This window comes from Sphingobium sp. DC-2, from assembly GCF_000722555.1.
In the GTDB taxonomy this organism is placed as follows: domain Bacteria; phylum Pseudomonadota; class Alphaproteobacteria; order Sphingomonadales; family Sphingomonadaceae; genus Sphingobium; species Sphingobium quisquiliarum.
The window spans coordinates 35,681-61,926 of sequence record NZ_JNAC01000050.1 but is presented as its reverse complement, the minus strand read 5'-3'; the positions used below and the strand labels follow the sequence as shown (position 1 = coordinate 61,926).

Genomic DNA, 26,246 nt, shown 5'->3' with positions numbered 1-26,246 from the left:
GGATCGTTTCGGAAAGGTTCCACGGGTTATCGCGCATGCCCCACGGTCCGTCGAATTGATGCAGCGCAATGACCTTTCCTTAATAGCCTGCATGCTTAAGGGAACAGCCCCCTCCAGCTTGGAAAGTGAGTCATGTTCGAATTTGCGGCGCTGACCTATGGCGTGCTCGCCAGCGTTATCCTTTCGGCAGCGCAACGTAACCGGAAACTGGCGCGCCCGCACCCGCCCCTGCTGCTTTATGCAGGCTATTTGCTGTGCGGCCTTTCGGCGGGGGTGGCGTTGATCCTGGGCTATATCGGCCTCTCGCAATTTGTGGGCGGCTGACCGCAGCGCATCCTTCTACGCCAGCTTGCGATTTTGCCGGAGCATCCTATCTTGCCCGGTGAAAGAGAGTGTTGAATGAACGACGAGAAGGACCCCCAGGGCAATCCCTGGATCAAGAGCGCGATGATCTGGGCGGGCGTGATTATCGCCCTGCTGCTTTTCGTGTCCATGTTCGACAGCCGGACCGCTTCGCAGGCGGGCACCGGCATTGCCTATTCCGAGTTCCGGTCGAAGGTTCAGGAAGGGCAGGTCAAGGACGTCGCCATCGCTCCCGACAAGATCACCGGGACGCTGAGCAGCGGCCAGCGGTTCAACACCGTGCCCGTGAACGATCCGGGCCTCACGGGCCTGCTGGACGATTATAACGTCAAATATTCCGGGCAGACGGAGGAGCAGCCGAGCTTCTGGCAGATCATGCTCTACCAGTCGCTGCCGTTCCTGCTGATCCTTGGCATCGCCTTCTTCGTCCTGCGCCAGATGCAGAAGGGCGGCGGCGCGGGCGGCGCGATGGGCTTTGGCAAGTCCAAGGCCAAGCTGCTGACGGAAAAGCATGGCAAGGTGACGTTCGACGATGTCGCTGGCATCGACGAGGCGCGCGAGGAATTGCAGGAAATCGTCGAGTTCCTGAAGGACCCGAGCAAGTTCGCGCGGCTGGGCGGCAAGATCCCCAAGGGCGCGCTGCTGGTCGGTTCGCCGGGTACGGGCAAGACGCTGCTGGCGCGCGCGATCGCGGGTGAGGCGGGCGTTCCCTTCTTCACCATTTCCGGTTCGGACTTCGTCGAAATGTTCGTCGGCGTCGGCGCCAGCCGTGTGCGCGATATGTTCGAGCAGGCGAAGAAGAATGCGCCCTGCATCGTCTTCATCGACGAAATCGACGCGGTCGGCCGTCATCGCGGCGCTGGCCTGGGCAACGGCAATGACGAGCGCGAGCAGACGCTGAACCAGCTGCTGGTCGAGATGGACGGTTTCGAGGCGAATGAGGGCATCATCATCGTCGCGGCGACCAACCGTCCTGACGTGCTGGACCCCGCGCTGCTGCGTCCGGGCCGCTTCGACCGTCAGGTGGTGGTGCCGCGCCCCGATATCGAGGGCCGCGAGAAGATCCTGGCTGTCCATATGAAGAAGGTGCCGCTGGCGCCGGACGTCAATCCGCGCACCATCGCGCGCGGCACGCCGGGCTTTTCGGGTGCTGATCTCGCCAACCTTGTCAACGAAGCGGCGCTGATGGCGGCGCGGCGGGGCAAGCGGCTGGTCGCGATGGACGAGTTCGAGGCCGCCAAGGACAAGGTCATGATGGGCAGCGAGCGCCGCTCCATGGTCATGACCGACGATGAGAAGAAGATGACCGCCTATCATGAGGCGGGCCATGCCATCGTCGCGGTCCATGAACCGGCGTCCGACCCGATCCACAAGGCGACGATCATCCCGCGCGGCCGCGCGCTGGGCATGGTGATGCGCCTGCCGGAGCGGGACAGCTACAGCTATCACCGCGACAAGATGCATGCGAACCTGGCCGTCGCCATGGGCGGGCGCGTGGCCGAAGAGATCATCTTCGGGCATGACAAGGTATCGTCGGGCGCTTCGGGTGACATCCAATATGCGACCAAGCTGGCGCGCGACATGGTGACCCAGTGGGGCATGTCGGACAAGCTGGGCCCGCTGCAATATGAGGAGCAGCAGGGGGAAACCTTCCTCGGCTATTCCCAGAGCCAGCGCGTCCATATGTCGGACGAGACGGCCAAGGCGATCGACCATGAAATCCGCACGATCGTGGAAGGCGGCTATCAGCGCGCCAAGACGGTGCTGACGGAGCATGAGGACCAGCTCCATCTGCTCGCCAACGCGTTGCTGGAATATGAGACGCTGACCGGCGAGGAGATCAAGACGCTGCTCGACAAGGGTGAGATCACCCGCGACGACGGCACGACGATCAAGCCATCGGCGGTGCCGGCGGCTGGTTCCTCCATCCCCAAGACGCGCAAGCGCAAGGGGCCCTTTGGGGAACCTTCTCCGGCAGGGGCTTGAGGTTTAGCTGAATGGTGCAAAGGGGGCGTGGCCGGTGGCTGCGCCCTTTTTGATTCACGCGGAGGCGCGGAGGCGCGGAGGCGCGGAGACGCAGAGAGATGACGGCGGAGAGGTCGTGCCATGGCATTGGCGGCCGCTGCCGGGTCACAGGTCATCCGTTCGGGGTGAGCTTTTCGAAGCCCTTTCTTTTTTGATCAAAATGAGGTCAGCTGGAGGCAGGATTTGAAAATGTTCAGTCGCAGAGACTGGATGCCCCCATTCTCCGCGCCTCCGCGCCTCCGCGTGAATTATTTTCGCGCAGAGGCGCAGAGAGCGCAGAGGGATTTGAGGGGCTGCGCCGCTTTTGAGGGGGAGGAAGGCTTCTGCGTCCTCTGCGCCTTTGCGCGAATAATCCTATCCCACAGCGGCTTTTCGCGCTTGCGCAACAAAATGCCTGCTAAGGTCTGGCTGTTTTGCTGGTTAATGGTTACATGGGCCGCCACGAATCCCCCCGGCCTTCGCCAAGGCCTGTAGCAGAAAGTGGCTTTCACATGGATATCCGCCTCGGCCTCACCTTTGACGACGTGCTGTTGCAGCCCGCCGAGTCCGATGTGCTGCCGAGCCAGGCCGACACCAGCACCCATGTGACCAAGCAGATCAAGCTCAACATCCCGATCCTCTCCTCCGCCATGGATACGGTGACCGAAGCCGACATGGCGATCGTCATGGCGCAACTGGGCGGGATCGGCGTCCTGCACCGCAACCTGTCGATCGAGGAGCAGGCGGCGGCGGTGCGGGCGGTCAAGCGGTTCGAAAGCGGCATGGTGGTGAACCCGATCACCATCACCCCCCGCGCCACGCTGGCGGATGCGCAGATGCTGATGGAGCGGCACCGGATCAGCGGCATCCCGGTCGTCGAGGACAGCGGCAAGCTGGTCGGCATCCTCACGCACCGCGACGTGCGCTTCGCCGAAAATCCGCAGCAGCCCGTCAGCGAATTGATGACCAGGGACAATCTGGCGACGGTGAAGGCGGGCGTGGGCCAGGATGAGGCGATGCGCCTGCTGCACCAGCGCCGGATCGAAAAGCTGCTGGTCGTGGACGATGATTATCATTGCGTCGGCCTGATCACCGTCAAGGATATCGAGAAGGCGGTCACCTATCCTCAGGCGACCAAGGACGCGTCGGGCCGCCTGCGCGTGGCCGCCGCGACGACGGTCGGCGACAAGGGGCTGGAGCGCAGCGAGGCGCTGATCGACGCCGAATGCGACCTGATCGTCATCGACACCGCGCATGGGCACAGCAAGCAGGTGGCCGTCGCGGTCGAGGCGGTGAAGCGGCTGTCCAACCATGTTCAGGTGGTGGCGGGCAATGTCGCCACCGCCGAAGCGACCAAGGCGCTGATCGGCGCTGGCGCGGACTGCGTGAAGGTGGGCATCGGCCCCGGTTCCATCTGCACCACGCGCGTGGTCGCGGGCGTGGGCGTGCCGCAGCTGACCGCCGTCATGGATTCGGCCAATGAAGCGGCGAAGCAGGGCATTCCGGTGATCGCCGATGGCGGCCTGCGCACGTCGGGCGACGTGGCCAAGGCTCTGGCGGCGGGCGCGGGATGCGTCATGGTGGGGTCGCTGTTGGCGGGCACGGCCGAAGCGCCGGGCGAAACCTTCCTCTATCAGGGCCGCGCCTATAAGAGCTATCGCGGCATGGGCAGCGTCGGCGCCATGGCGCGCGGGTCGGCGGACCGCTATTTCCAGGCGGACATCAAGGACCAGATGAAGCTGGTGCCCGAAGGCATTGAAGGCCAGGTGCCGTTCAAGGGCCCCGCCAAGGACGTGATCCACCAGCTGGTCGGCGGCGTGAAGGCGGCCATGGGCTATACCGGAAGCCGCACGATCAAGGACCTCCAGGAGCGCGCCCGCTTCGTGCAGATCACCAATGCGGGATTGTCCGAAAGCCACGTTCATGACGTGACGATCACGCGGGAAGCGCCCAACTATCCCACGCGCTGACATCTTCATTCCTCTCCCGCACGCGGATGAGGTCAGGGGTGGGCGCGAGCGAAGCGGGCCTTACTGCTCTCCGCCCAAAGCGCCGCTGGCGTGGCAGACACCCCCGGCCCCTCTCTGCCGTGGGAGGGGGAGTAGTATATGACCCCATCTGCCCGCATTCAGGCTGCGATCGAACTGCTCGACGCCATCATCGCGTCGGCGCGGGATGGTGGACCGGCGGCGGACACGCTGATCGCGCGCTATTTCAAGGAGCGCCGCTATGCGGGATCGCGCGACCGGCGGGCGGTGCGCGATCATGTCTATGATGCGGTGCGCCGCGCGGCGGAACGGCCTTCATCAGGGCGCGCCGCGATGGTGGGGCTGGCGCGGGAGCGGGGCGATCTGGCCGCCCTGTTCGACGGGTCCGCTCATGGGCCAGCGCCGATCGACGCGCGGGAGGCGGGGGCAGAGGCAGGCGATGTGCCGCAATGGTTGCAGCCGCTGCTTGCCGATCCTGTCGAGCAGCAGGCCCTGCTTGGCCGCGCGTCGGTCGACCTGCGCGTCAATCGGTTGAAGGCGGTGCGGCAGGAGGTCGCGCCCCTGTTGCCCGAAGCCGTGCCGGTCGATGGACTGGACGACGCGCTTCGCCTGGCTGAGGGCTGGCCAGTCGAGCAGAGCGACGCCTGGAAACAGGGTCTGGTGGAAGTGCAGGATGCCGGAAGCCAGTTGATTTCCGCCGCGTGCGGAGCGGGGCCGGGGATGACGGTCGTCGATCTCTGCGCGGGCGCGGGGGGCAAGACGCTGGCGCTGGCGAGCGCGATGGGGAGCCGGGGCACATTGATCGCGGCGGACACCATCCGGTCGCGCCTCGCCCGGTTGGAGCCGCGGGCCGTGCGGGCCGGGGCGACCTTCATCCAGACATTGCTGCTGGATCAGGGGCATGAGGAAAGGGCACTGCGCGATCTGCACGGAAGGGCCGATGCCGTGCTGGTCGATGCGCCCTGTTCGGGCACCGGCACCTGGCGGCGCAATCCTGAGGCGCGCTGGCGGCTTACCCCCGCCCGGCTTGACCGGCTGGCGCAGGAGCAGGCGCGGATACTCGACTTTGCCGCGCCGCTGGTGGCTCCGGGCGGCGCGCTCGTTTATGCCACTTGTGCGCTGACGGACAGGGAAGGGCGCGATCAGGTGAACAGTTTCCTGGAACGCCATGATGGCTGGACGCCTGAGCCCGTCATGACGCCGATGGGACGGGCGCATGGGCACGGCATCCTGCTGACGCCGGGGCATGATGCGACGGACGGCTTTTATTTCGCCCGGCTGCGGCGGACGGGCTGAAAGAGACCATGGACAAGCCCCGGCAAAATGGCGACACTTGGGCGGAATCATCGCCTGAAACATGGCTGGAGTTGTGTATGCGTTTTACCCCCGCCTCGATCGCCCTTGCCGCTTTGCTGACTACCGTGTCGAGCGCGGGCCTTTCCCAGCGCCCCGATGCGCAGATTTCGCCCCTGTCGATCGAATGGCAGCATGCGGGCACGGCGGCGCGCAAGGCAGGCAATTATCAGGCAGCGACCGATGCGCTGGAAACCGCGCTCGCGGTCGATCCGCGCAACCGCAGCGCCTATATAGAACTGGCGCAGGTGGCGCGGGCGCAAGGATTGCAGGGCAAGGCCATCCGCCTTTATCGTGAAGCGCTGCTGCTCGATCCGACCGATGTCGGCGCGCTGGTGGGCCAGGGCGAGGCGATGGTCGAAAAGGGCGCGATCGCCAAGGCCAAGGAAAATCTGGCCCAGGCGCAAAGCGTCTGCAAGACCGACTGCGCGGTGGTCGGAAAGCTGGCCGCCGCGATCGAGAAAGGTCCGCCCGCGACCGTGCTGAGCGCCAAGGACGGGGTAGCCGTGCCCAAGGCAGTGGCGACAGAAACGCCCTGAGCCAAGCTACCTGCCGCGCCGCCCATGGTGCCAGCCGGTTCGGCGGAGTTGGCGGCGCATCATGGGCAACACCGCATGTTCGATATTCGGCAGGACGATCTTAGCAGTGACGGGACGCGCGAACTGCTGGCGCTGCATCTTGCGGATATGCACGCCGGTTCGCCGCCAGGCAGTGTGTTTGCCCTCGACCTGCCGGCTTTGAAAAATCCTGCGGTCACGGTCTGGACGGCTTGGCACGGCGATTACATTGCGGCGGTCGGCGCCTTGAAGATTTTGGAAGAGGGCTTGGCCGAGATCAAATCCATGCGCACGCATCCGCATTTTCTGCGAAGAGGCGCTGGAGCGGCGATCCTGGAGACCATTATCGCTGCCGCAGTTGCGGGTGGCATCCGGCGGCTGAGCCTGGAAACGGGCAGCGGGGCGGCATTCGAACCGGCTCTGGCGCTATATCGGCGGCGGGGTTTCAGAAATGGGGCCGCTTTCGGCAGCTATGAGAAAAGCGCGTTCAACCAGTTTCTGCATCTTGACCTTGCGAAGTGAGGGGACTGTTTGAGTCAGATGCTGAAGGGCAAGGTTTGAAGGGTTTCAAACCGAACGGTGCAGGGCGAGCCCGGTCTGTAGCTAAACCCGGTCCATAAGGCGCGCCACTTCGACATATTCGTCGACGCTGACGGTTTCGGCGCGGCGTTGCGGGTCGATGCCTGCTGCTTCCAGCGCTTCCAGAGCGCCGGGCAGGCCCTTGAGGCTTTGGCGCAGCATCTTGCGGCGCTGGCCGAAGGCGGCGGCGGTGAGGCGTTCGAGCGTCTTGAGTTGCACCCCTTGCGGCGCTGCCTTGGGCGTGATGTGGACAACCGCCGACATCACCTTGGGCGGCGGGGTGAAGGCGCTGCGGTGCACCTTCATGGCGATGCGCGCGTCGCTGCGCCATTGGCCAAGCACGGCGAGGCGGCCATAATGATCGCTGTCTGGTCTGGCGACGATCCTTTCGGCCACTTCCATCTGGAACATCAACGTGAGCGACGACCACCAGGGAAGCGGCTCCCATGCCGCCGACAGCCAGCCGACAAGCAGCGCCGTGCCGACATTATAGGGAAGGTTGGCGATGATGTGCGCGCCGTCGCCAGCTTCGGCGCGGGCATCGACCTGCATGGCGTCGCCGGAAATGACGCGCAACCGGGAGGGAAAGGCTTCGGCAAGTTCTGCCAGCGCGGGGAGGCAGCGGGCATCGCGCTCGACCGCGACGAGCCGGGCTCCGGCGCGCAAGATCGCGCGGGTAAGGCCGCCCGGCCCAGGTCCGACTTCGAACGCGGGGGCATCCTTGAGCGGTCCCGGAATGGCGGCGATGCGGTCGAGCAACTGTTCATCGAGCAGGAAATTCTGGCCCAGCGCCTTGCTCGCCTGAAGCCCGTGCGCGGCGATCACATCGCGCAGCGGCGGCAATGCCGGCCGCGTATCAGCAGCCATGGGTCAGGCGTGCGCGCGCGGCTTCGGCGGCCATCTTGAGCGCCGCCATCATCGCGCCGGGATTGGCGCTGTCGGTTCCGGCGATGCCGAACGCCGTGCCATGATCGGGCGAGGTGCGCACGATCGGCAGGCCGAGGGTGATGTTGACGCCTTCATCGAAATGCAGCGTCTTGAGCGGGATCAGCGCCTGGTCATGATACATGCACAGCACCGCGTCATAGGTTTCGCGGGCACGGCTGTGGAACAGGCCGTCAGCCGCCAGCGGGCCGCGAATATCCATGCCTTCCGCCTGCAACGCCTCGATCGCGGGGCCGATAATTTCGATTTCCTCGCGGCCCAGCGCGCCGCCTTCGCCCGCATGGGGGTTGAGCCCGGCCACCGCGATCCGGGGGCGGGGAATGCCGAAATTGCGTTGCAGGCCTTTCACGGTCGTGACCGCGCGCGCGCGGATCAGGTCGGCGGTCAGGACGGACGGCACATCGGCAAGGGGGATGTGGATCGTCACCGGCACCACCTTGAGCGACGGTCCCGCCAGCATCATCACGGCGTTATGGGGCGCGACGCCGCAGCGTTCGGCGACGAATTCCGTCTGGCCGGGATGGGTGAAGCCGACGCCGTACAGCTGCTCCTTGCCGACCGGCGCAGTGACGATGCCCGCGGCCGATCCGGTCCTGGCAAGGCCGACCGCGACTTCCAGCGCCTGAAAGGCCGTGCGGGCGCCGTCGATGCTGGGGGTTCCCGGCACGACCGGACCTGCGTCGGCGACCTGAAGGCATGGCAGCGCGCGGTTGAAGACCGATGCGGCTTCCTCAGGCGCGGCGATCTGCTCTACCGGCCCCAGCCATACCGCGCGCAGAGACGCCATGTCCCCCACCGCGAAGAAGGCGGGAAGACCGCGCGCTTCGCGCATGACCCAGCTTTTCGCGACGATTTCGGGGCCGATGCCCGCCGGGTCGCCCAGCGGAACGGCGAAGGGCGCAAGCTGCGGCCGGTCCGCCGCAGGATCAGTTATAGTCGATGACGGCATCGCGGCGGAGATCTCGCAGGTAGATGCGCGCGCGCTTGTTGACCCGTTCTTCCTCAAGCTGCGCCATGATCTGCGCGGGGTTGGGCGCGGCCGCCGAAGCCGCATCGTCGCGGCCGCAGACCACCAGCACGCGCACGCCATCGCTGATCGAACCGAAGGGCGGCGTCGCTTCGCCGACTTGCAGGCCGAGCAGGATGTCCTGCAATTGCGGCGGCAGGTCGCGCACCTTCACATTGTCATTGTCGACGACATCAGCGCCGATCTTCGCGCCAAGGTCATTGGCCTGGCCACAACCCTTGATCGCCTTCACCTGCGCGGCGAAGCTGGCGGCCCTGGCGCTGGCCTGTTCCTTGGTCGTGCCCGCCGGAAAGTTGACCGACAATTGCTTCAGGCTGAGCAGGGCATCGCGCGGGTCGGCGGTCAGCACCTTGCGCTTGTCCATGACGTAGATGACCGACACGCCGCCCGGAACGCTGATGGGACCGGCGATCTGGCCGACCTGCATTTCGCCCGCCGCCTTCGCCAGTTCGTCGGGAAGCTGGGCAGGGCGCACCCAGCCAAGGTCGCCGCCGACCGCCGCCGTGGACGCTTCGGAAAATTGCCGGGCATAGGCCGCGAAGCTGCCGCCTTGCTTGATCTGTTCGATGATGTTGCGCGCGTTGGCGACGATCTGCTGCTGATTTTCAGGGGTCGCGGACAGATAGATTTCGCCGATGCGATATTCGTCGCTGCCCTTGGCCGCGTTCATCCGGTCGATGACGGACTTCACCTCATCCTCCGACACGTTGACGAAGGGCTGGATGTTGCGGCGGAGCAGGCGGCTCCAGGCGAGTTCGCCTTCAATCTGGCGCCTGATGCTGGCGGGAGAGCTGCCCTGCTTACGCAGATACTCGTCAAACTGTGCGGGCGACTGGCGGAAATTGGCGGCCACGCGCTCATAGCTCTGGTCGATTTCCGCCTTGTCGATGCGGATGTCGTTGGCGGCAGCTTCCTGAATCTGGAGCGTTTCGTCGATCAGGTTGCGCAGCACCTGGACGCGCAGCCGTTCCTTTTCCTCCGGCGCAACCTTGCCGCCATTGGCGGCGACGATCAGGGCAAGCCGCTGATCGACGTCGGTGCCGGTGATGATGCGGCCGTTGACGATCGCCGTGGCCTTGCGGACATTGGGGTCGCTCTTGCCGAAGACGGTGACATCCTTGGGCAGGTTCAACTGCTGCGACGCAACGCCGTCATCGTCGTCCACGGTCTGCGCGGACAGGGGCGATACGGTTGCGCCTGCCAGCATGGAGGACAGTATAAGGGCATGCATGCCCGCGCGCAGGGAATGGCGAAGGCGGGCAGACGGGGAAACGACTGGGTGCATCGTCGACAAAACTCTCCAATACGGTCCGGCGCGTGATGCGCCGGTCCGCCTTAACCGGTCCTGAGCGGAGGGCGGGAAGGATGATCCTTATATACCGATATTCCGAAAAGCCAGCCGTAGTTGGTAGCTGTTGCCCTTTCGCGCGTCACCGGCGGCCTGATAGTCGCGCCGCCATGTCAGCCCCAGCGTCAGGCAGTCATCCTCATAGGTGATGCCGAGGCGGTGGCGCACGGGCTCATATCCGTCCGCGACGCTCAGCGGGTCTTCCTTCGCATCGGTGAGGTCGATGACGGTCGATCCGTAAAGCGACCAGAAACGCGCGAACTGGACCCGGCCGCCCAGGCGCAATTCCTCGCGGTCCTGCAAATCCTCCAGGCCGGTCGCGGCGTTGCGGTTGAGCCGCAGATAGCCGACCAGCGCATAGGTCTTGCGCGTGCCGATGGTCGCGTCGATCTCATTCCGGCGGACCGAGAGGCCGTCCTTGTCCAGGCGGAAGCGGTGGATGAGGCTGATGAAATCCTTGTAGCGGACGGTCGTGCGGCCGACCACGTCCGACATGCGGTCGGAAAGGCCGGTGCCGTCCGGCAGGATGCTTTCGCGATTGTTCAGGCGGTAGCTTTGCCCAAGCACGCTTTCGAGCGAGAAGCCGGGCAGCGACAGGCTATATTCCAGGCCATAGGTGATGCGGGTCGAATCTTCGAACAGGTCATAGCCCGCGAAGCGATTGAGCGCGAAAAGGTTGCTGTCCTCCAGGTCGATGGCGCGCGCATCCTCATTGGGTACGGACAGGTTGGCAAGGCGCGGGGCGGCGACGATCTGAACGCGCGGCGCGATGCGTTGCACCCCGCCAAAGGCTTCGCCCATGAAGGGCCAGCGCACATCGACCGCCGCCGCGGCGATGCCGCGCGCCTGCCAGCCGGGATCACCGGCGTAGAGCGGGATGGTGTTCAGCCCCCTGTCGCTGCTGTGATAGATGTCGCCGCGCAGATAGGTGGTGAAGGTGACTTCCTGTCCCATGCCGGTCAGCTTGCGCAGGTTCCATTCGAATGCGGCGAAGGCGCGCTGCGTGTCCTGCCCATGGGTGCGGGTGATGGCGAGGCTGTTCGCCTGCAACTGGATGCGCCCGCCTAGCAGCGGGTCGGTCATGCGCAGGCGGTAATCAATGGCGGGCAGGGCGATCGGGGTCTGCCCCTGCGAATCCCCCAGGCGCAGCGTCTGAACGGCCCATCCGGCGATGGAGAAATAGCTGTTCTGCCCGATCCGCTGCGCTCCCAGGGTCGAACGCAGCCGGTCGTCGCGGTTGATGTCATAGCGGCGCAGGAAGGTGCGGTCGCTGACCACCCGGATCGACCCGTTGACGCTCCATTCCGGGGTTAGCTGCATGCCGCCGCTGGCGTCCAGATAACCGCGGAAATCCTTCTGCGACTCATCGGATACCGTGGCGTTGGGCAGCGAGCTGCTGGCGTCCTGGCGGCTGGCATGGGTGGCATAGCCGGTGATCTGGTATGCGCCGCGATCCCAGCGATGGCGGAAATTCGCCTCCAGCATCGGCAGCGTGCCGGAATAGACGTGCGGCGTGATGGTCAGGTCGCGATTGGGCGCGAGCTTCAAATAATAAGGAAGCGCGACCTCCACGCCGTTGGTGCGATCATAACGGATGTTGGGCACCAGCAGGCCGTTGCCGCCCTCGCCGCCCACCGGATGCGAAAAGCCGGGCAGCGGGATCAGCGGCAGGCCGAATATCTCTATATTGGCGTTGGTGTACCGGACCCGCGCCTGCACCGGATCATAGACGACCCTCACCGCCTTGATCTGCCATGTCGGTTCCTTGGGGCAGCCGTCCGAATCCTCCACCGCGCATCCGGTATAGGCGGCCTTGTGCAGCGTATAGACGCCGTTCGCCCGCTCACCGCGCGCCGCCGCCAGCCGCCCGCCGGATTCCAGCACCAGCAGCATATTGTCGACCACGCCGTCCTTCAGCGTGTCGGTGACTTCGAAACGGTCGCCATAGGCGATGTTGCCTTCCGGGTCGGTGACCGAGACATTGCCCTGCGCCTCGACCTTTCCGGTGGTGCGGTTCCAGACCACCGCGTCGGCGCGCAACCGGTTGCCTTCGCGCAGCAACTGCACATTGCCGCTGGCGGTCACGACCTCGCTATTGCTGTCATAGTCCAGCCGGTCGGCGGCAAAGCCGATCTGATCATCGCTTTGCGGCACAGGCGCGTCGGGCGCGCTGACCGGCACCGGCGGCGCGTTCAGTTCCTGCGCCGCGCCGTGCTGGGCACAGGCAAGGCACGCCAAGGCCGCGCCTGTAGCCAGCGCCAGTCTGGAACGTTGGAGAAAGGTAAAATCGTGCAAGGGGATCGTGCCTCTTCAGGGGCGCTTCTTTGCCCGCCTATCGCACTGCTTTGCTCAGGCCGCAATCTTTCGTCATGCTTCTTTTGCAGGAAATCGGGCGAACGGCTTTGCCAGACGGTGCAAGCGCCATTATCTGACGCAGACAGATTTGAGCTTCACGGCCGACAGAAAAGAAGGACCCCAGATGGAAATCGCGTTCAGCCCGCAGCGTCCAGACGCAGACACCCTGGTCCTGGCCGTGCCGAAGGGCCGCCTTGACGGCCTGCCGCTCGCCGCCGCCACGACGCTGTCGGCAGGGGCAACGGCGGCGCGCTTCACGGGCGAGGCCGGGTCGAGCTTCGAAAGCTTCGCGGAAGAAGGCGGCAAGGTCGTCCGCATCGTGCTGCTGGGCACCGGCGGCGGCGGCGAGGGCGATTATGAAAAGGCGGGCGGCGCGCTGGCCGCGCGGCTGCTGACCAGCGGGGCCGTCCATGCGGCGGTGGAATTTCCCGGCGGCGTCAGCGGCGAGGATGCGGCGCGCCTTGCCTTTGGCGCCCTGCTGCGCAGCTGGCGCATCGACACCTATCGCACGCGGCAGAGCGAAAAGGCGAAGCCGACGCTGGCCACGGTGACGCTGGTTGGATCGGACGGCGCGGCGGCATGGGAAAAGCTGTCGGCGGTGGCGGACGGCGTCGCCTTCACGCGCGAGCTTGTTTCCGAACCGGCCAATATCCTTTACCCCGAAAGCTTCGTCGAACGCTGCCGCCATCTGGAACAGCTTGGCGTCAAGATCACCGTCCTCGACAAGGCGGCGATGGCTGAACTGGGCATGGGCGCCCTGCTGGGCGTGGCGCAGGGTTCGGTGCGCGAGCCGCGCCTGATCGCGATGGAATGGGACGGCACCGGCGGCGCTGCGGACAAGCCGGTGGTCTTCGTCGGCAAGGGCGTCACCTTCGACACGGGCGGCATATCCTTGAAGCCCGGCGCTGGCATGGAAGACATGAAGTGGGACATGGGGGGCGCGGGCGCGGTCGCCGGAGCGATGAAGGCGCTGGCGGGGCGCAAGGCGAAGGCGCGCGTCGTCGGCATCTGCGGCCTCGTCGAAAACATGCCGGACGGCAATGCGCAGCGGCCGGGCGACATCGTCACGTCCATGTCGGGCCAGACGATCGAGGTCATCAATACCGACGCGGAAGGGCGGCTGGTGCTATGCGACGTCATCACCTGGGCGCAGAAGACCTATGCGCCGGAGGTCATCATCGACCTTGCGACGCTGACCGGCGCGATGATCGTGGCGCTGGGTGATCAATATGCGGGCCTGTTCGCCAATGACGATGGCCTTGCCGATGACCTGATCGCGGCGGGGAAGGCGGCGGGCGACCAGCTGTGGCGCTTCCCGCTGTCCGACGCCTATAACAAGCTGATCGACAGCCCGATCGCCGACATGAAGAATATGGGCGCCCGCTATGCGGGGTCGATCACCGCCGCCCAGTTCATCAAGCGCTTCGTCGATGATGGCGTGAAATGGGCGCATCTGGACATTGCAGGCATGGTGTGGGCGGACAAGCCCGGAGCGACATGGGACAAGGGCGCGACGGGCTACGGCGTGCGCCTGATCGATCGCCTGGTGGCGGACAGGTTCGAGCGGTAAGGGGCGGACTGACGGGATCGTGCGGCAGGACCGGATTCCTGCCGTCGCAGGAACGATTGCCCCCCTCAGACAGGTGAAAGATGCAGGTCGACTTCTATCAGTTGAGCCGTGATCCGGTGGATCAGGTGCTGCCCGCCATCGCGGCGCGCGTCCTGAGCCTTGGCGAGCGGCTGCTGGTGGTGGCGGCGGATGACGCGCAGCTTGGCCGCATCTCCACTGGCCTGTGGGAAGGGCCGCCGGAAAGCTTCCTGGCGCATGGACGGGCGGGCGAGGGGGCGGAGTCGATCCAGCCGGTGCTGCTGTCGCAGGATTGCGATGCAGCCAATGGCGCGCGCCATGTCGCTATCGCGGATGGCCTGTGGCGGGACGAGGCGCTGAATTTCGAGCGCGCCTTCTACTTCTTCGATGCGGCGAGCGTGGACGGCGCACGGGAAAGCTGGCGCGCTTTGTCCAGGCGGGACGGGGTAATGCCCCGTTTCTGGCGGCAGGACGGGCGCAAATGGGTGCAAGGACCCTGATATACGCGGCCGGATAACGCCCCTTGCGGCGGCGGAGCGCCCGGTCTAAAGGCGCGCCATTCTCTTTCCAAACAATTCGGAGCTTTTGAGCCTCATGGCCGTCACCCGCACCTTTTCGATCATCAAGCCCGATGCGACCCGTCGCAACCTGACGGGCGCCGTGACCAAGAAGCTGGAGGAAGCGGGCCTGCGTGTCGTCGCATCCAAGCGCATCCGCATGAGCCGCGAGCAGGCCGAAGGCTTTTACGCCGTTCACAAGGACCGCCCCTTCTTCGCCGATCTGGTCGCCTTCATGATTTCGGGCCCGGTCGTCGTGCAGGTGCTGGAAGGCGAAGACGCCGTGAAGCGCAACCGCGACATCATGGGCGCGACCAACCCCGCCAATGCCGATGAAGGCACGATCCGCAAGGAATATGCCGAATCGATCGAAGCCAACTCGGTCCATGGTTCGGACAGCGAGGAAAATGCCGCGATCGAGATCGCCTATTTCTTCAAGCCGGAAGAAATCGTCGGCTGATCCGTCAGCCGATGGGATGAAGAGGGCCGGGGCGAATGCCTTCCGGCCCTTTTTCTTTGGGCTTCCTGAAATCCCCCCTTGCCATGAATGGGGAGGATCGAAGGGGCTATCCCAGTTGCGGCGGGGCTTCGAAGCGGTCGATGACCCATTCTTCCGCCTGCGCGCCGCCGATCCATTCCTGCATCCAGGGATGGGCGATCACCGCCTGCATATAGGCCTGGGCAAAGCGCGCCACGGGAAGCTGATAGGTGATGAAGCGGGTCACCACCGGCGCGAACATCACATCGGCCGCGCCAAATTCGCCGAACAGAAATTCCCCCTGGCCGCCATAGCGTGCGCGGGCCTGCGCCCATAGTTGCATGATTCGGCCAAGGTCCTGCGCCACCGCTTCCGATGGCGGCACCGGGGAATAGATCTGGCGGATGTTCATGCTGTGCTCGCGCCGAAGCGCGGCGAAGCTGGAATGCATTTCCGCCGCCATGGAGCGGGCCATGGCGCGCGCGGCCGGATCGGCGGGCCAGAACTTCTCGCCATCCGTCTTTTCATTGAGATATTCGATGATGGCCAGACTGTCCCAGACGACGATGTCGTCCCCGTCCCACAGGATCGGCACCTTACCGGACGAAGGGGCGAATTCGTCCCCTTCGCGCCGCTTTTCCCAGGCTTCGTCATACAGGGGAACGACGACCTCCTCAAAGGGCAGGCCGCTGAGCTTGCACGCCAGCCAGCCGCGCAGCGACCAGCTCGAATAGGCCTTGTTGCCAATGAAAAGCTTCATCATCCGACCTCTTTAGACGGAGCCGGGAAGGGAAGTCGATAGCGGCATTGCGTTCGCGCGGTCAGCCGCGTTCCTACGGCGCCGCATCCAGGCTGCGGCTGACCAGAGGCGCGATCTTGCCGGTGATGACGTCCACGCCCGCGGGATTGGGATGGATCGAGTCCGGCTGCATGAAGCGGGGATTGCCGATCACGCCGTCAAGGAAGAAGGGATAGAGCGGGATGCCATAATCCCTGGCGAGCGCGGGATAGATCGCGTTGAACCGCCCGGCATAGTTCGCGCCCATGTTCGGCGCCGCGAGCATGCCCGTCAGCATCACCGGCACATCGCGCGCCTTCAATATATCCAGCATCGCGCGCAGGTTCTTCTCGCTCTGCGCCGGGTCCAGGCCGCGCAGCATGTCGTTGCCGCCCAGCCCCAGCAGCACCAGATCGGGCTTGCGGGGCAATCCGTCCAGGGTAAAGGTCAATCGCTTCAAGCCGCCCTGCGTCGTTTCCCCCGAAACCCCGGCGTTGCGCACCTCGACCGCATCGCCACGTGCCTTCAGGGCCCTTTCCAGTTCGTGCGGGAAGCTTTCATTCTGGGCGACGCCATAGCCCGCATACAGGCTGTCGCCGAAAGCCAGGATCAGCTTTCGCTCGCTGGCGGGGGTGGTGCTGTTTTCCTGATGCGTGGCGGTGCTTGCGGCATTGTGGTTCGACGCCGGATCGCCAGAGCAGGCGGTGAGCAATTGCACAATCAGTGCAGCGGCCACATATGTTGGCCAACGTCGCGCCATCAGGATTTCCTTCATTCATGCACGGTTCGTCCGATCCCACCCATATCGCCATCCAGGCGCGCAATGTCACCCTGTCGCTGGGCGGGACCGGAATATTGAAGGGCATCGACCTTTCGATCCTGCGCGGAGAGAGCGTTGCCATCCTGGGACGATCCGGGTCGGGCAAGTCGTCGCTGATGGCGATCCTGTCGGGGCTGGAGCGCGCGACGGGGGGAGAGGTGCGGGTCGCGGGGGTAGATTTTGGCCCGCTGGACGAGGACGGGCTCGCGCGGGCCCGGCGGGGGCGGATAGGCATCGTCCTGCAAAGCTTTCACCTGCTGCCGACCATGACGGCGATCGAGAATGTCGCCGTGCCGCTGGAGCTTGCGGGCAAGGGTGATGCGTTCGACCGGGCGGCGGCGGAACTGGAGGCTGTCGGCCTTGGCCACAGGCTGCATCATTATCCGGCGCAGCTGTCCGGCGGCGAGCAGCAGCGGGTCGCCATCGCCCGCGCCGTCGCGCCCGGCCCTGAGATATTATTCGCCGACGAGCCGACCGGCAATCTGGACGGGGGAACGAGCGGCGCGATCATCGACCTGCTGTTCGCGCGGCAGGCCGCCAACGGCGCAACTCTGGTCATCATCACCCATGATCCCACGCTGGCGGAGCGGTGCGACCGCATTGTCGAGATGCGCGACGGCCTGATCCTGACCCAAGGCCGGTCATGAGCCGGGGGCTTGGCTGGCGGGGTTGCTGGCGGATCGCCCGGCGTGACCTGCATCGCGGGCTGCGAGGATTGCGCCTGCTGTTCATCTGCCTTTTCCTGGGCGTCGCGACATTGGCGACGATCGGCAATCTGACCGCAGCGATCACGGGCGAGATCGCCAGCAAGGGGCAGTTGCTGCTGGGCGGCGACGTTGAAGTGGCCGTGTCGCAGCGTGAAGCAAGCGCGGCGGAAAAGCAGGCCTTTCGCCGCGCGGGGCACCTTAGCGAAACCATCCGCCTGCGCGCCATGGCGCAGCGGCCGGGCCAGGGCAGCGGCGGCGGCCCGGCGGCGGTGCTGACGGAATTGAAGGGCGTCGATCGCTCTTATCCCCTCTACGGCACATTGATGTTGCGTGCGGGTCCGGCCGGGGCGCTCAAGGCCGGTGAACTGGTCATCGGACAGGCGCTGGCCGACCGGCTCGCCGTCCGGCCGGGCCAGTATCTGCGCTACGGCAGCGCTGATTTCCGCATCCGGGACATCATCGTGGATGAGCCCGACCGCGTGGGCGAAGGCTTTACCCTGGGGCCGGTGGCGATCACGTCGCTGGAAGGGCTGCGGCGCACGGGCCTGCTCCAGCCCGGAAGTCTTTATGAAAGCAAATATCGCATCCGGCTGTCGCCCGGCACGGACGCCCGCGCCACGGGCGAGGCATTGAAGCGCGCTTTTCCGGCGGCCGGGCTGGAGATCAAGGACCGCGATCGCGCGGCGCCGGGGACTAGCCGCTTTTTCGAGCGGATGGGCCAGTTCCTCTCGCTCATCGGGCTCAGCGCCCTTGCTATTGCCGGGATCGGCGTGGGCAACGGCGTTACTTCCTATCTTGCGATGAAGCGCGACGGCATCGCGACGCTCAAGATATTGGGGGCGTCGTCGAGCGACATCACGCGCATCTACCTGATGCAGATCGGCGTGATTGCGCTGCTGGCGACAGGCTGCGGCCTGCTGGTGGGGGCGGGTCTTCCTGCGCTGCTGCTGATGGCGGTTGGCGGCCTGCTTCCCGTACAGCCTTCCTTTGCCTTGTCTCCCTGGCCTTTCCTTGTCAGCGCTGCCTATGGGCTGCTGGTCGCCTTCATCTTCATCATGCCGCCGCTGGCGCGTGCGCGGATGCTGCCTGCCGCGGCGCTGTTCCGGGAAACGGTCGACCGGCGGCGCGGGATGGACAGGGCGAGCACGATCGCCGTCGGGGTCGCGGCGCTGGCGGCGGTCATGCTCGCCCTTGGCACCGCGCGCGAGCCGCTGTTCGCCGCATCGGTGCTGGGCGCTATCGGCGCGGCGCTGGCGATATTGCTGGGCATCGGCCTGATCGTCAGAAGGATCGCGCGGCGGATGCGCAGGCCCCGGACGCCGCTTCTGCGCCTGGCCATCGCCAACCTGCATCGCCCCGGCGCGCAGACGAGCGCGCTGGTGGTCGCGCTGGGGCTGGGCCTCACCCTCTTCGTCACGCTCGCGGCCATCCAGTCGAGCCTCAGCGCCGAAATCCGCAACACCGTTCCCCGCACGGCGCCGGACCAGTTCGTGCTCGACATCCCTGTCGATCAGAGACCCTCATTCCAGAATCTGGTCGCGCGTCATGCGCCGGGCGCGGAGGTCAACATCGTGCCCACGCTGCGCGGCACCATCATCGCCTATGGCGCGACGCGGGTCGCGGACCTGGAAGAATTGCCCAAGGATGCGTGGTTCCTGCGCGGCGAGCGGGGCGTCACCTACAGCGACAGCTTGCCTGAAGGGTCAGACCTGGTGGAGGGGCAATGGTGGCCGCGCGGCTATAGCGGGCCGCCGCTCGTGTCGCTCGACCGGGAGGCGGCGAAAGTCATGGGCGTCGGCGTCGGCGACCGACTGCTGGTCTCAGTCCTGGGGCGCGAGATTGAAGCGCGCATCGCATCGCTGCGGCAGGTGAATTGGGAGACGATGGGCTTCAACTATATCATGGTCTTCTCCCCCAACAGCCTGCGCGGCGCGCCCCACAGCCTGGCGGCGACGATCACCGCCGGGGCATCCAAGCCTTCGGAAGCAAGGCTGACCCGCGCCTTGCTCTCCGCCTTTCCGTCCATTTCGATCATCGAGGTGGGGGAAGTGGTAGGGCAGGTCACGCTGCTGCTGGGCCAGATGGCGACGGCGATCATCCTGGCGGGATCGGTCGCGATCCTGGCGGGCATAGCCGTGCTGATCGGCGCGATCGCCGCATCACGGCAGACCCGCGCCTATGACAGCGTGATCCTGAAGACGCTGGGCGCGACGCGCTGGCAGATATTGGGCAGCCAGGCGATCGAATATGCGCTGCTGGCGGCGATCCTGGCCTTCGTGGCTCTGGCGCTGGGACTGGGAGCGGCGTGGTTCGTGATCGTGCGGATATTCGAATTCACCTGGTCGCCGGACTGGGTGCTGGTGGCGGGCACGCTGACGGCGGGCGGGGTGCTGACCCTGGCCATCGGCCTGCTGGGATCGATCCCGCTCATGTCCGTCCGCCCCGCATGCGCGCTGCGGTCGCTTTAACTGGGGATTTTTGGAGGCCCGAGCCGGAATCGAACCGGCGTATACGGATTTGCAGTCCGCTGCGTCACCACTCCGCCATCGGGCCTCGCCAAGTGGGACGCCGCAAATGTGCGGCTTTCGCTGCAAAGTCAAGCATGGCTCTTGCCAGCGATCCCAAGATTCTCGCTCCGCGGCGCGGAAAGCTGCTTGGCGTTGCCTGCATGCTGATTTAGAGGTCCGGTAATGTCAGCGCTGTATTGCTTTCGCAATACAGTTGTGCAATCGAGGAAATATCGTGACCGAGCAGAATTTTTCATCGATGCGGGCCGCCATGGTCGAAAGCCAGCTTCGCACCAGCGATGTCGATGACCAGCGGGTGATCGCGGTGATGGCGCGGGTGCCGCGTGAGGAATTCGTTCCCGCTGAACGGCGCTTCATGGCTTATGTCGATCGCGCCATTCCGCTGCCGGGCGGCCGGGCGCTCAACCCGCCGCTGGCGACGGGCCGTCTGCTCAAGGAAGCGCAGGTGGAGCCGGGCGATCGCGTGCTGCTGATCGGCGCGGCGACGGGCTACAGCGCGGCGCTGCTGAAAGCGCTTGGCGCGCAGGTGACCGCGGTGGAAGAGGCCGACGGGCCGGAGCCTGCCGGATTTGACGGCACGCTGGTGCGTGGACCGCTCAGGGATGGCGCGCCGGAGGGTGCGCCTTATGATCTTCTGTTTATCGATGGCGCGGTGGAGGAAGTGCCTGCCGCGCTCGTTGAGCAGCTTGCCGATGGCGCGCGGGTCGTGACGGGCATCGTGGAGCGCGGCGTCACGCGCCTGTGCAGCGGCCGCGTCGTCGGAGGGACATTGGGGCTGGCCAGCCTCACGGACGTGGAAATGGTGGTCTTGCCAGGTTTCGCTGCGCCGAAAGGTTTCGTTTTTTAACAGGTCGGGGGATCATGACGGCAAGGCAGGTCTTTTTACGGCGCTCCGCCGCGACGCTTCTGCTGCTCGTGTCCTCCGCCATGCCGGCCGTTGCCGGCGCGGAAACGCTCCAGGGCGCGCTAGCAAAGGCCTACCGCTCCAACCCCACATTGACGGGCGCGCGGGCGCAGCAGCGCGCCAATGATGAGAATGTGCCGATCCGCAAGGCGGATGGACGCCCGAATATTGATGTCGATGCACAATATCAGGAACAGGTGGTAAAGCCGACTCGCGCCTTTCTGGCTCCAGACCGGCAGGTTAATGGAACCGCGAACGTCAATGTGCCCATTTATCAGGGCGGAGCAGTGCGGAATGGGGTCAAGGCCGCGAAAGTGCGGGCGGAAGGGGGGCGAGCAGACCTGCGCGGCACGGAGGCATCGATCTTCTCACAGGTTGTCGCCGCCTACATGGATGTCATTCGCGACAGCGCGATCGTGTCGCTCAACATGGCGAATGTGAACGTGCTGGAGGTGAACCTTCAAGCCACCAACGACCGGTTCGAGGTGGGTGACCTTACCCGAACCGATGTGGCGCAGTCGGAATCGCGGTTGGCGCTGGCCCGGTCTGATCTTCAATCGGCGGAAGCGAACCTGATCGCCAGCCGGGAAAATTACATAGCGCTGGTCGGAACGCCGCCGGATGATCTGCAACCGCCGCCGCCGCTGCCGGGTCTTCCCGCATCGCCACAGACGGCGGTGCAAGTGGCGTTGACCGATAATCCCGATATACTGTCAGCAAAGAAACTGCGCGAAGCCGCGCGCTATGATGTGCGCGTCGCGAAAGCGGGCGTGCTTCCGACGCTGTCCGGCTTTGCACAGGGCAGCTATACCCATTTTCTGGGCACGCTTCATGATGCGCCTGACCAGAATGGCGTGGTCCCGCCCGACCCCTCTCAGGTCAATACCCAAGTCGTGGCGGGAGCGAGGCTGACAATTCCCCTGTATCAAGGCGGACGCCCGGCGGCGCAAGTGCGTCAGAGCCAGGCGCTGGAAGCGCAAGCGATCGAACGGGAAATCGAGGCCGAACGCAGCGTGATCGCGCAAACCCGGTCCGCCTATGCGAGCTGGCAGGCGTCGCTCCAGACGATCCAGTCCAGCCAGAAAGCGGTTGAGGCCGCTAACCTGTCGCTGGAAGGGGTGCGGGCGGAAAACTCGGTGGGTAGCCGCACCATCCTGGACATTCTGAACGCGGAGCAGGAGGCGTTGAACGCCAAGGTGGAACTCGTGTCCGCGCGCCGGAACGCCTATGTCGCGGGGTTCAGCCTGCTGGCGGCGATGGGCCATGCCGAAGCGGATGATCTGAGCTTCGACACGGGCGCGCTTTATGACCCGATCGTCAATTACAAGCGGGTCGATGGCAAATGGTTCGATTGGGATTTCGATCCCGCGCCGCAACCTCAGGCGACGCGAACCGTTGACACACCGGCACAAAATGCCAATGTGCCTGCTGGATTGGCGCAGCAACCTTAGGACGATTGGGGACAATTCGTGGGTGACATGAGCAAGGAACCCTCGATGGAGGACATCCTCTCGTCCATCAAGCGCATCATCGCTGAAGAGGGTGAGGAAGCCGCGCAATCCATGTCCCGCCGCGGTCGGGCCGAGGCGAAGCAGGCTCCAGCCGAGCAGCCCGTGCCCGAAGAAGTGCTGGAACTGACCGACGAGGTCCATGTGGAGGAGCCGATGCCCGCCCATAAAGCTCCGCCCGCCGATGCCGTGTCCGCCGCCGCGCCGCCGCCGCAGAAGGATGAGTCCATCCTGTCGGTCGAAAGCGAAGTCGCCGCGCGCCATTCGCTTTCCGCTCTGTCGTCCATGCTCGTCACGCCCAGGGATGGGGAAGACAATACGCTGGACGGGCTGGTCCGGTCGATGTTGAAACCGATGCTCAAGGAATGGCTCGACGCGCGCCTGCCTGCGCTGGTCGAGGACATGGTCGCCAAGGAAATCGCCCGCATCACGGCGCGCTGATATTACCTGACATCGTAACATCTTTTTCGCAGGCGATGCCATCATCGTCGGGCGGAAGGGGTGTTCCATGAAATCGATTTTGGCTGGTGGCGGGCTGCTGATCCTGGCGGCTTGTCCTGCTTTCGCGCGTGAACCTGTGGGGCCGACGCCCCGGGCCAGCCCAGGCAGCTGGTTCAGCGACAAGGATTATCCCACATCCGAAAGCGCGAAGGGGTCGAGTGGGACGGCTGCCTTCAATCTGCTGGTTCAGGAAGATGGGGCGTCAAGGATTGCCGCATCGTGCAGAGCAGCGGCTCCCCTGCGCTGGATGCGACGACTTGCGCCCTGTCAAGGAAAGGGCCTCCTTCTATCCCGCGCGGGACGGGAAGGGCCGGAAGATCGAATCCATCTATTCCGGGCGTATCACATGGCGCCTGCCAGCGGGTTCGGTGGTCCCGTTTCCCGAACCCCAGACGCTGATCATCACGGTCGACATCAGTAGCGAGGGAGTGGTGGAAAAATGCAGCAGCGTCAAATCTGGAGAGTTTGAGGTGCCTGTCGACCCGTGCATGCGTTATCCGGTGGGGCTTAAGGGGCGCGTCTATGCGGGGCCGGACGGCAAGCCCGTAGCGGCGCGCTATATCGAGCGGATCACGCACGAAATACAATCGCGGTAGGACCGGGAACGGCGCTATTTGATCTTCCCGCCCTTGCCGCTAAAGCGCCTCCCATGACCGAACTGCCCAAGACCTTCGACCCCGCTGAAATCGAATCCCGCTGGTATGCCCATTGGGAGCAGAATGGGCTGTTTCGCCCGGAACGGCCGGACGCGGAACCCTTCACCATCGTGAACCCGCCGCCGAACGTCACGGGCAGCCTGCACATCGGCCATGCGCTCGACAATACGTTGCAGGATATCGTTATCCGGTACGAGCGGCTACGCGGCAAGGATGCCTTGTGGGTGGTCGGCACGGACCATGCGGGCATCGCGACGCAGATGGTGGTCGAGCGGCAGATGGAGGCGCGACAGGACAAGCGCACCAACTATACGCGTGAGCAGTTCATCGAGAAGGTGTGGGAGTGGAAGGCGGAAAGCGGCGGCGCGATCACGCGGCAGCTGCGGCGCCTGGGCTGCTCGATGGACTGGGCCAATGAGCGCTTCACCATGGATGAGGGCTTTTCGCGCGCCGTCATCAAGGTGTTCGTCGAACTGCACCGGCGGGGCCTGCTTTATCGCGACAAGCGGCTGGTGAACTGGGACCCGCGTTTCCGCTCAGCCATCTCCGATCTTGAGGTCGAAACGCAGGAAGTGAAGGGCGGCTTCTGGCATTTCCGCTATCCCCTGGCCGATGGCGTTCGCCTCGCCGATGGAGCGGACCATATCGTGGTCGCGACCACGCGGCCCGAAACCATGCTGGCGGACATGGCGGTCGCGGTGCATCCCGAAGACCCGCGCTACAAGGACGTCATCGGCAAGGACATCCTCCAGCCGATCACCGGCCGCCGCTTCAAGGTGATAGGCGACGAACATGCCGACCCCGAACTGGGATCGGGCGCGGTCAAGATCACGCCGGGGCATGACTTCAACGATTTCGAAGTGGGCAAGCGGGCGGGCTTCCGTCCGGCGGAAATGCTCAATATGTTCGATGCCGACGCCAATGTGATCCAGACGGCGGACGGGCTGATCCCTGAACGGTTCCTGGGCCTGCACCGCTTCCGGCGCGACGGCGTGGACGGCGCGCGCGAACTGGTCGTGGCGGAGATGAAGGCGCTCGGCCTGCTGGTGCCGCATGTGTCGAAGAACAAGGATGGCGAGGAAATCCTGTCCGACGCGGAGCCGCGCACCATCCAGACGCCCTTTGGCGACCGTTCGGGTGTGGTGATCGAACCCTGGCTGACCGATCAATGGTATGTCGATGCGGAGAAGCTGGCGGTCGCGCCGATGCAGGCGGTGCGCGACGGGCGGATCGAGATCGTGCCCAGGACGTGGGAAAAGACCTTCTTCAACTGGATGGAAAATATCCAGCCCTGGTGCGTGTCGCGCCAGCTTTGGTGGGGGCATCGGATCCCGGCCTGGTATGACGAGGATGGCAATCCTTATGTCGCGGAAAGCGAGGAAGAGGCGCAGGCACTCGCCGGTAACAAGAAGCTGACGCGCGATCCCGATGTGCTCGACACCTGGTTCTCCTCCGCTCTGTGGCCCTTCGGCACGCTGGGCTGGCCGGAAGAGAGCGACACGCTCAAGCGCCATTATCCCAATGACCTGCTGATCTCCGGCTTTGACATCCTGTTCTTCTGGGATGCGCGCATGGCGATGCAGGGGCTGGAGTTCATGGGCGATGTGCCGTGGCGCAAGCTCTACCTCCACGGTCTCGTGCGCGCGGCGGACGGGCAGAAAATGTCCAAGTCCAAGGGCAATGTCGTCGATCCGCTGGGGCTGATCGACAGGTTCGGCGCCGACGCGCTGCGTTTCTTCATGGCGGCGATGGAAAGCCAGGGCCGCGACGTGAAGATGGATGAGAAGCGGGTCGAGGGCTATCGCAACTTCGCGACCAAGCTGTGGAACGCGGCCCGTTTCCTGCAAGCCAACGGCGTCGCCGGATCGGCCACCCACGAAGCGCCGCATGCGCAGGCGCCGGTCAACCGCTGGATCGTCGCAGAGACCGTTGCGACGGTGCAGGCGATCGACACCGCCATGGCCGAATTGCGCTTCGATGCGGCGGCCAACGCCATTTATCATTTCGTCTGGGACCAGTTTTGCGACTGGTATATCGAACTCAGCAAGGGGCAGATGGACGAGGAAACCCGCGCTGTCGCGGGATGGGCGTTCGACCAGATTCTGGTCATGCTGCACCCTTTCATGCCGTTCATTACCGAAGAGTTATGGCATGCCATGGGCGAGCGGGACTGCGACCTGATCGTCGCGCGCTGGCCTCAGGCTCTCTATGCCGTGGATAGCGAGGCGCAGGCGGAGATCGATTGGCTGATCCGCCTGATCAGCGCCATGCGCACCGCGCGGACCGAACTCAACGTGCCCCCCGGCGCGAAGCTGCGGGTCGTGGTCAGCGACGCGTCGGACGAAACACGCCGCCGGATAGACCGGCAAGGCGCTGCGCTCGCGCGGCTTGGGCGGGTCGAAAGCCTGTCCTTCGGTGAGGAGGTCACTGGCGGCGCGGCGCAGATCGTCGTCGATGAAGCGACCTTCATCCTTCCGCTGGAAGGGGTGATCGATATCGCGGCTGAAAAGGCGCGGCTCGCCAAGGCGCTGGCTGCTGCTGAAAAGGAGCGGGATGCGCTGGGCGGCCGCTTGTCGAACCCCGCTTTCGTGGAGAAGGCCAAGCCCGAAGCCGTCGCCAAGGCGCGCGAGGACCATGCGGAAAAGACGGCGGAGGCGGAAAAGTTGAAGGCGGCGCTGGACCGGCTCGCCTGATCCGCTACG

The 26,246-nt window shown here is 65.1% G+C and carries 22 protein-coding genes and 1 tRNA gene; 16 read left to right on the top strand and 7 right to left on the bottom strand.

Going from position 1 to position 26,246, the window contains the following annotated elements; genetic code table 11:
- Positions 1-132: 132 nt before the first annotated feature.
- The 6 genes from ET21_RS0110315 to ET21_RS0110285 all read left to right on the top strand — a co-directional run bounded on the left by ET21_RS0110315 (position 133) and on the right by ET21_RS0110285 (position 6,787).
- Positions 133-324 carry a hypothetical protein gene (locus ET21_RS0110315; RefSeq protein ID WP_021237550.1) on the top strand — a complete coding sequence of 64 codons (192 nt, stop codon included), beginning with the start codon at positions 133-135 and terminating at the stop codon, positions 322-324.
- 75 nt (positions 325-399) lie between these two features.
- Positions 400-2,349: an ATP-dependent zinc metalloprotease FtsH gene (gene ftsH / locus ET21_RS0110310; RefSeq protein WP_021237551.1), complete on the top strand. Its 1,950-nt coding sequence runs from the start codon at positions 400-402 to the stop codon at positions 2,347-2,349.
- Between the two features lie 530 nt (positions 2,350-2,879).
- The gene (gene guaB, locus ET21_RS0110300) at positions 2,880-4,337 is read left to right on the top strand and encodes an IMP dehydrogenase (protein WP_021237552.1); all 1,458 of its coding nucleotides are present in this window, start codon (positions 2,880-2,882) and stop codon (positions 4,335-4,337) included.
- A gap of 138 nt (positions 4,338-4,475) precedes the next feature.
- Positions 4,476-5,651, top strand: a complete 1,176-nt coding sequence (locus ET21_RS0110295) for an RsmB/NOP family class I SAM-dependent RNA methyltransferase (RefSeq protein ID WP_030539614.1) — start codon at positions 4,476-4,478, stop codon at positions 5,649-5,651.
- A 77-nt stretch (positions 5,652-5,728) separates the two neighbouring features.
- Positions 5,729-6,247 (top strand): tetratricopeptide repeat protein, encoded by a 519-nt coding sequence (locus tag ET21_RS0110290; protein WP_030539613.1) that lies wholly within the window; start codon positions 5,729-5,731, stop codon positions 6,245-6,247.
- A gap of 75 nt (positions 6,248-6,322) precedes the next feature.
- Positions 6,323-6,787: a GNAT family N-acetyltransferase gene (locus ET21_RS0110285; RefSeq protein ID WP_030539612.1), complete on the top strand. Its 465-nt coding sequence runs from the start codon at positions 6,323-6,325 to the stop codon at positions 6,785-6,787.
- 81 nt (positions 6,788-6,868) lie between these two features.
- Here the strand turns inward: ET21_RS0110285 and rsmA are convergent, their stop codons facing one another.
- The 4 genes from rsmA to ET21_RS0110265 form a co-directional block, all read right to left on the bottom strand.
- Positions 6,869-7,711, bottom strand: coding sequence for a 16S rRNA (adenine(1518)-N(6)/adenine(1519)-N(6))-dimethyltransferase RsmA (gene rsmA / locus ET21_RS0110280; RefSeq protein WP_030539611.1), 843 nt, complete (start codon positions 7,709-7,711; stop codon positions 6,869-6,871).
- A complete protein-coding gene (gene pdxA / locus ET21_RS0110275; RefSeq protein ID WP_030539610.1) occupies positions 7,701-8,738 on the bottom strand; it encodes a 4-hydroxythreonine-4-phosphate dehydrogenase PdxA in 1,038 nt (345 codons plus the stop codon). The genes rsmA and pdxA overlap by 11 nt, the downstream gene beginning before the upstream one ends.
- Positions 8,716-10,101: a peptidylprolyl isomerase gene (locus tag ET21_RS0110270; protein ID WP_030539609.1), complete on the bottom strand. Its 1,386-nt coding sequence runs from the start codon at positions 10,099-10,101 to the stop codon at positions 8,716-8,718. Before ET21_RS0110270 ends, pdxA begins: the two co-directional genes overlap by 23 nt.
- 87 nt (positions 10,102-10,188) lie before the next feature.
- The gene (locus tag ET21_RS0110265; protein WP_030539608.1) at positions 10,189-12,459 is read right to left on the bottom strand and encodes an LPS-assembly protein LptD; all 2,271 of its coding nucleotides are present in this window, start codon (positions 12,457-12,459) and stop codon (positions 10,189-10,191) included.
- Positions 12,460-12,643: 184 nt separating this feature from the next.
- Between ET21_RS0110265 and ET21_RS0110260 the strand changes: the two genes are divergently transcribed.
- The 3 genes from ET21_RS0110260 to ndk all read left to right on the top strand — a co-directional run bounded on the left by ET21_RS0110260 (position 12,644) and on the right by ndk (position 15,124).
- Positions 12,644-14,089: a leucyl aminopeptidase gene (locus tag ET21_RS0110260; RefSeq protein WP_021237560.1), complete on the top strand. Its 1,446-nt coding sequence runs from the start codon at positions 12,644-12,646 to the stop codon at positions 14,087-14,089.
- Positions 14,090-14,169: 80 nt separating this feature from the next.
- Positions 14,170-14,607, top strand: coding sequence for a DNA polymerase III subunit chi (locus ET21_RS0110255; protein ID WP_021237561.1), 438 nt, complete (start codon positions 14,170-14,172; stop codon positions 14,605-14,607).
- A 94-nt stretch (positions 14,608-14,701) separates the two neighbouring features.
- Positions 14,702-15,124, top strand: coding sequence for a nucleoside-diphosphate kinase (gene ndk / locus ET21_RS0110250; RefSeq protein WP_030539607.1), 423 nt, complete (start codon positions 14,702-14,704; stop codon positions 15,122-15,124).
- A gap of 106 nt (positions 15,125-15,230) precedes the next feature.
- On the opposite strand, the gene ET21_RS0110245 is transcribed toward ndk, so the two are convergent.
- Together ET21_RS0110245 and ET21_RS0110240 are read right to left on the bottom strand one after the other, a co-directional pair.
- A complete protein-coding gene (locus ET21_RS0110245) occupies positions 15,231-15,905 on the bottom strand; it encodes a glutathione S-transferase family protein (protein ID WP_030539606.1) in 675 nt (224 codons plus the stop codon).
- Between the two features lie 70 nt (positions 15,906-15,975).
- A complete protein-coding gene (locus tag ET21_RS0110240) occupies positions 15,976-16,680 on the bottom strand; it encodes an arylesterase (protein ID WP_030539605.1) in 705 nt (234 codons plus the stop codon).
- Positions 16,681-16,697: 17 nt separating this feature from the next.
- On the opposite strand from ET21_RS0110240, the gene ET21_RS0110235 reads away from it, so the two are divergent.
- Positions 16,698-17,387 (top strand): ABC transporter ATP-binding protein, encoded by a 690-nt coding sequence (locus ET21_RS0110235; RefSeq protein ID WP_030539604.1) that lies wholly within the window; start codon positions 16,698-16,700, stop codon positions 17,385-17,387.
- Complete coding sequence (locus ET21_RS0110230; protein ID WP_030539603.1) at positions 17,384-19,915, top strand: ABC transporter permease; 2,532 nt, start codon at positions 17,384-17,386, stop codon at positions 19,913-19,915. The genes ET21_RS0110235 and ET21_RS0110230 overlap by 4 nt, the downstream gene beginning before the upstream one ends.
- Positions 19,916-19,926: 11 nt before the next feature.
- Here the strand turns inward: ET21_RS0110230 and ET21_RS0110225 are convergent.
- Positions 19,927-20,000: transfer RNA gene (locus tag ET21_RS0110225), tRNA-Cys, on the bottom strand.
- A 189-nt stretch (positions 20,001-20,189) separates the two neighbouring features.
- Here ET21_RS0110225 and ET21_RS0110220 point away from each other — a divergent pair.
- The 5 genes from ET21_RS0110220 to ET21_RS0110200 all read left to right on the top strand — a co-directional run bounded on the left by ET21_RS0110220 (position 20,190) and on the right by ET21_RS0110200 (position 26,237).
- Positions 20,190-20,822, top strand: coding sequence for a protein-L-isoaspartate O-methyltransferase (locus tag ET21_RS0110220; protein WP_030539602.1), 633 nt, complete (start codon positions 20,190-20,192; stop codon positions 20,820-20,822).
- A 14-nt stretch (positions 20,823-20,836) separates the two neighbouring features.
- The gene (locus tag ET21_RS0110215) at positions 20,837-22,330 is read left to right on the top strand and encodes a TolC family outer membrane protein (protein ID WP_030539601.1); all 1,494 of its coding nucleotides are present in this window, start codon (positions 20,837-20,839) and stop codon (positions 22,328-22,330) included.
- Positions 22,331-22,348: 18 nt separating this feature from the next.
- On the top strand, positions 22,349-22,828 hold the full coding sequence (locus ET21_RS0110210) for a DUF2497 domain-containing protein (RefSeq protein ID WP_030539600.1): 480 nt from the start codon (positions 22,349-22,351) through the stop codon (positions 22,826-22,828).
- A gap of 317 nt (positions 22,829-23,145) precedes the next feature.
- Positions 23,146-23,484 (top strand): hypothetical protein, encoded by a 339-nt coding sequence (locus tag ET21_RS0110205; RefSeq protein ID WP_021237570.1) that lies wholly within the window; start codon positions 23,146-23,148, stop codon positions 23,482-23,484.
- 53 nt (positions 23,485-23,537) lie between these two features.
- On the top strand, positions 23,538-26,237 hold the full coding sequence (locus ET21_RS0110200) for a valine--tRNA ligase (RefSeq protein WP_021237571.1): 2,700 nt from the start codon (positions 23,538-23,540) through the stop codon (positions 26,235-26,237).
- The last annotated feature ends 9 nt before the right edge of the window (positions 26,238-26,246 follow it).

Coding starts and splice junctions, on each gene's coding strand:
- ET21_RS0110240 (WP_030539605.1), bottom strand. CDS start 16,680: ATGGCGCGACGTTGGCCAACATATGTGGCCGCTGCACTGATTGTGCAA.
- ndk (WP_030539607.1), top strand. CDS start 14,702: ATGGCCGTCACCCGCACCTTTTCGATCATCAAGCCCGATGCGACCCGT.
- ET21_RS0110230 (WP_030539603.1), top strand. CDS start 17,384: ATGAGCCGGGGGCTTGGCTGGCGGGGTTGCTGGCGGATCGCCCGGCGT.
- guaB (WP_021237552.1), top strand. CDS start 2,880: ATGGATATCCGCCTCGGCCTCACCTTTGACGACGTGCTGTTGCAGCCC.
- ET21_RS0110270 (WP_030539609.1), bottom strand. CDS start 10,101: ATGCACCCAGTCGTTTCCCCGTCTGCCCGCCTTCGCCATTCCCTGCGC.
- ET21_RS0110290 (WP_030539613.1), top strand. CDS start 5,729: ATGCGTTTTACCCCCGCCTCGATCGCCCTTGCCGCTTTGCTGACTACC.
- ET21_RS0110260 (WP_021237560.1), top strand. CDS start 12,644: ATGGAAATCGCGTTCAGCCCGCAGCGTCCAGACGCAGACACCCTGGTC.
- ET21_RS0110295 (WP_030539614.1), top strand. CDS start 4,476: ATGACCCCATCTGCCCGCATTCAGGCTGCGATCGAACTGCTCGACGCC.
- ET21_RS0110315 (WP_021237550.1), top strand. CDS start 133: ATGTTCGAATTTGCGGCGCTGACCTATGGCGTGCTCGCCAGCGTTATC.
- ET21_RS0110215 (WP_030539601.1), top strand. CDS start 20,837: ATGACGGCAAGGCAGGTCTTTTTACGGCGCTCCGCCGCGACGCTTCTG.
- ET21_RS0110200 (WP_021237571.1), top strand. CDS start 23,538: ATGACCGAACTGCCCAAGACCTTCGACCCCGCTGAAATCGAATCCCGC.
- ET21_RS0110285 (WP_030539612.1), top strand. CDS start 6,323: ATGTTCGATATTCGGCAGGACGATCTTAGCAGTGACGGGACGCGCGAA.
- ET21_RS0110245 (WP_030539606.1), bottom strand. CDS start 15,905: ATGATGAAGCTTTTCATTGGCAACAAGGCCTATTCGAGCTGGTCGCTG.
- pdxA (WP_030539610.1), bottom strand. CDS start 8,738: ATGCCGTCATCGACTATAACTGATCCTGCGGCGGACCGGCCGCAGCTT.
- rsmA (WP_030539611.1), bottom strand. CDS start 7,711: ATGGCTGCTGATACGCGGCCGGCATTGCCGCCGCTGCGCGATGTGATC.
- ftsH (WP_021237551.1), top strand. CDS start 400: ATGAACGACGAGAAGGACCCCCAGGGCAATCCCTGGATCAAGAGCGCG.
- ET21_RS0110235 (WP_030539604.1), top strand. CDS start 16,698: ATGCACGGTTCGTCCGATCCCACCCATATCGCCATCCAGGCGCGCAAT.
- ET21_RS0110255 (WP_021237561.1), top strand. CDS start 14,170: ATGCAGGTCGACTTCTATCAGTTGAGCCGTGATCCGGTGGATCAGGTG.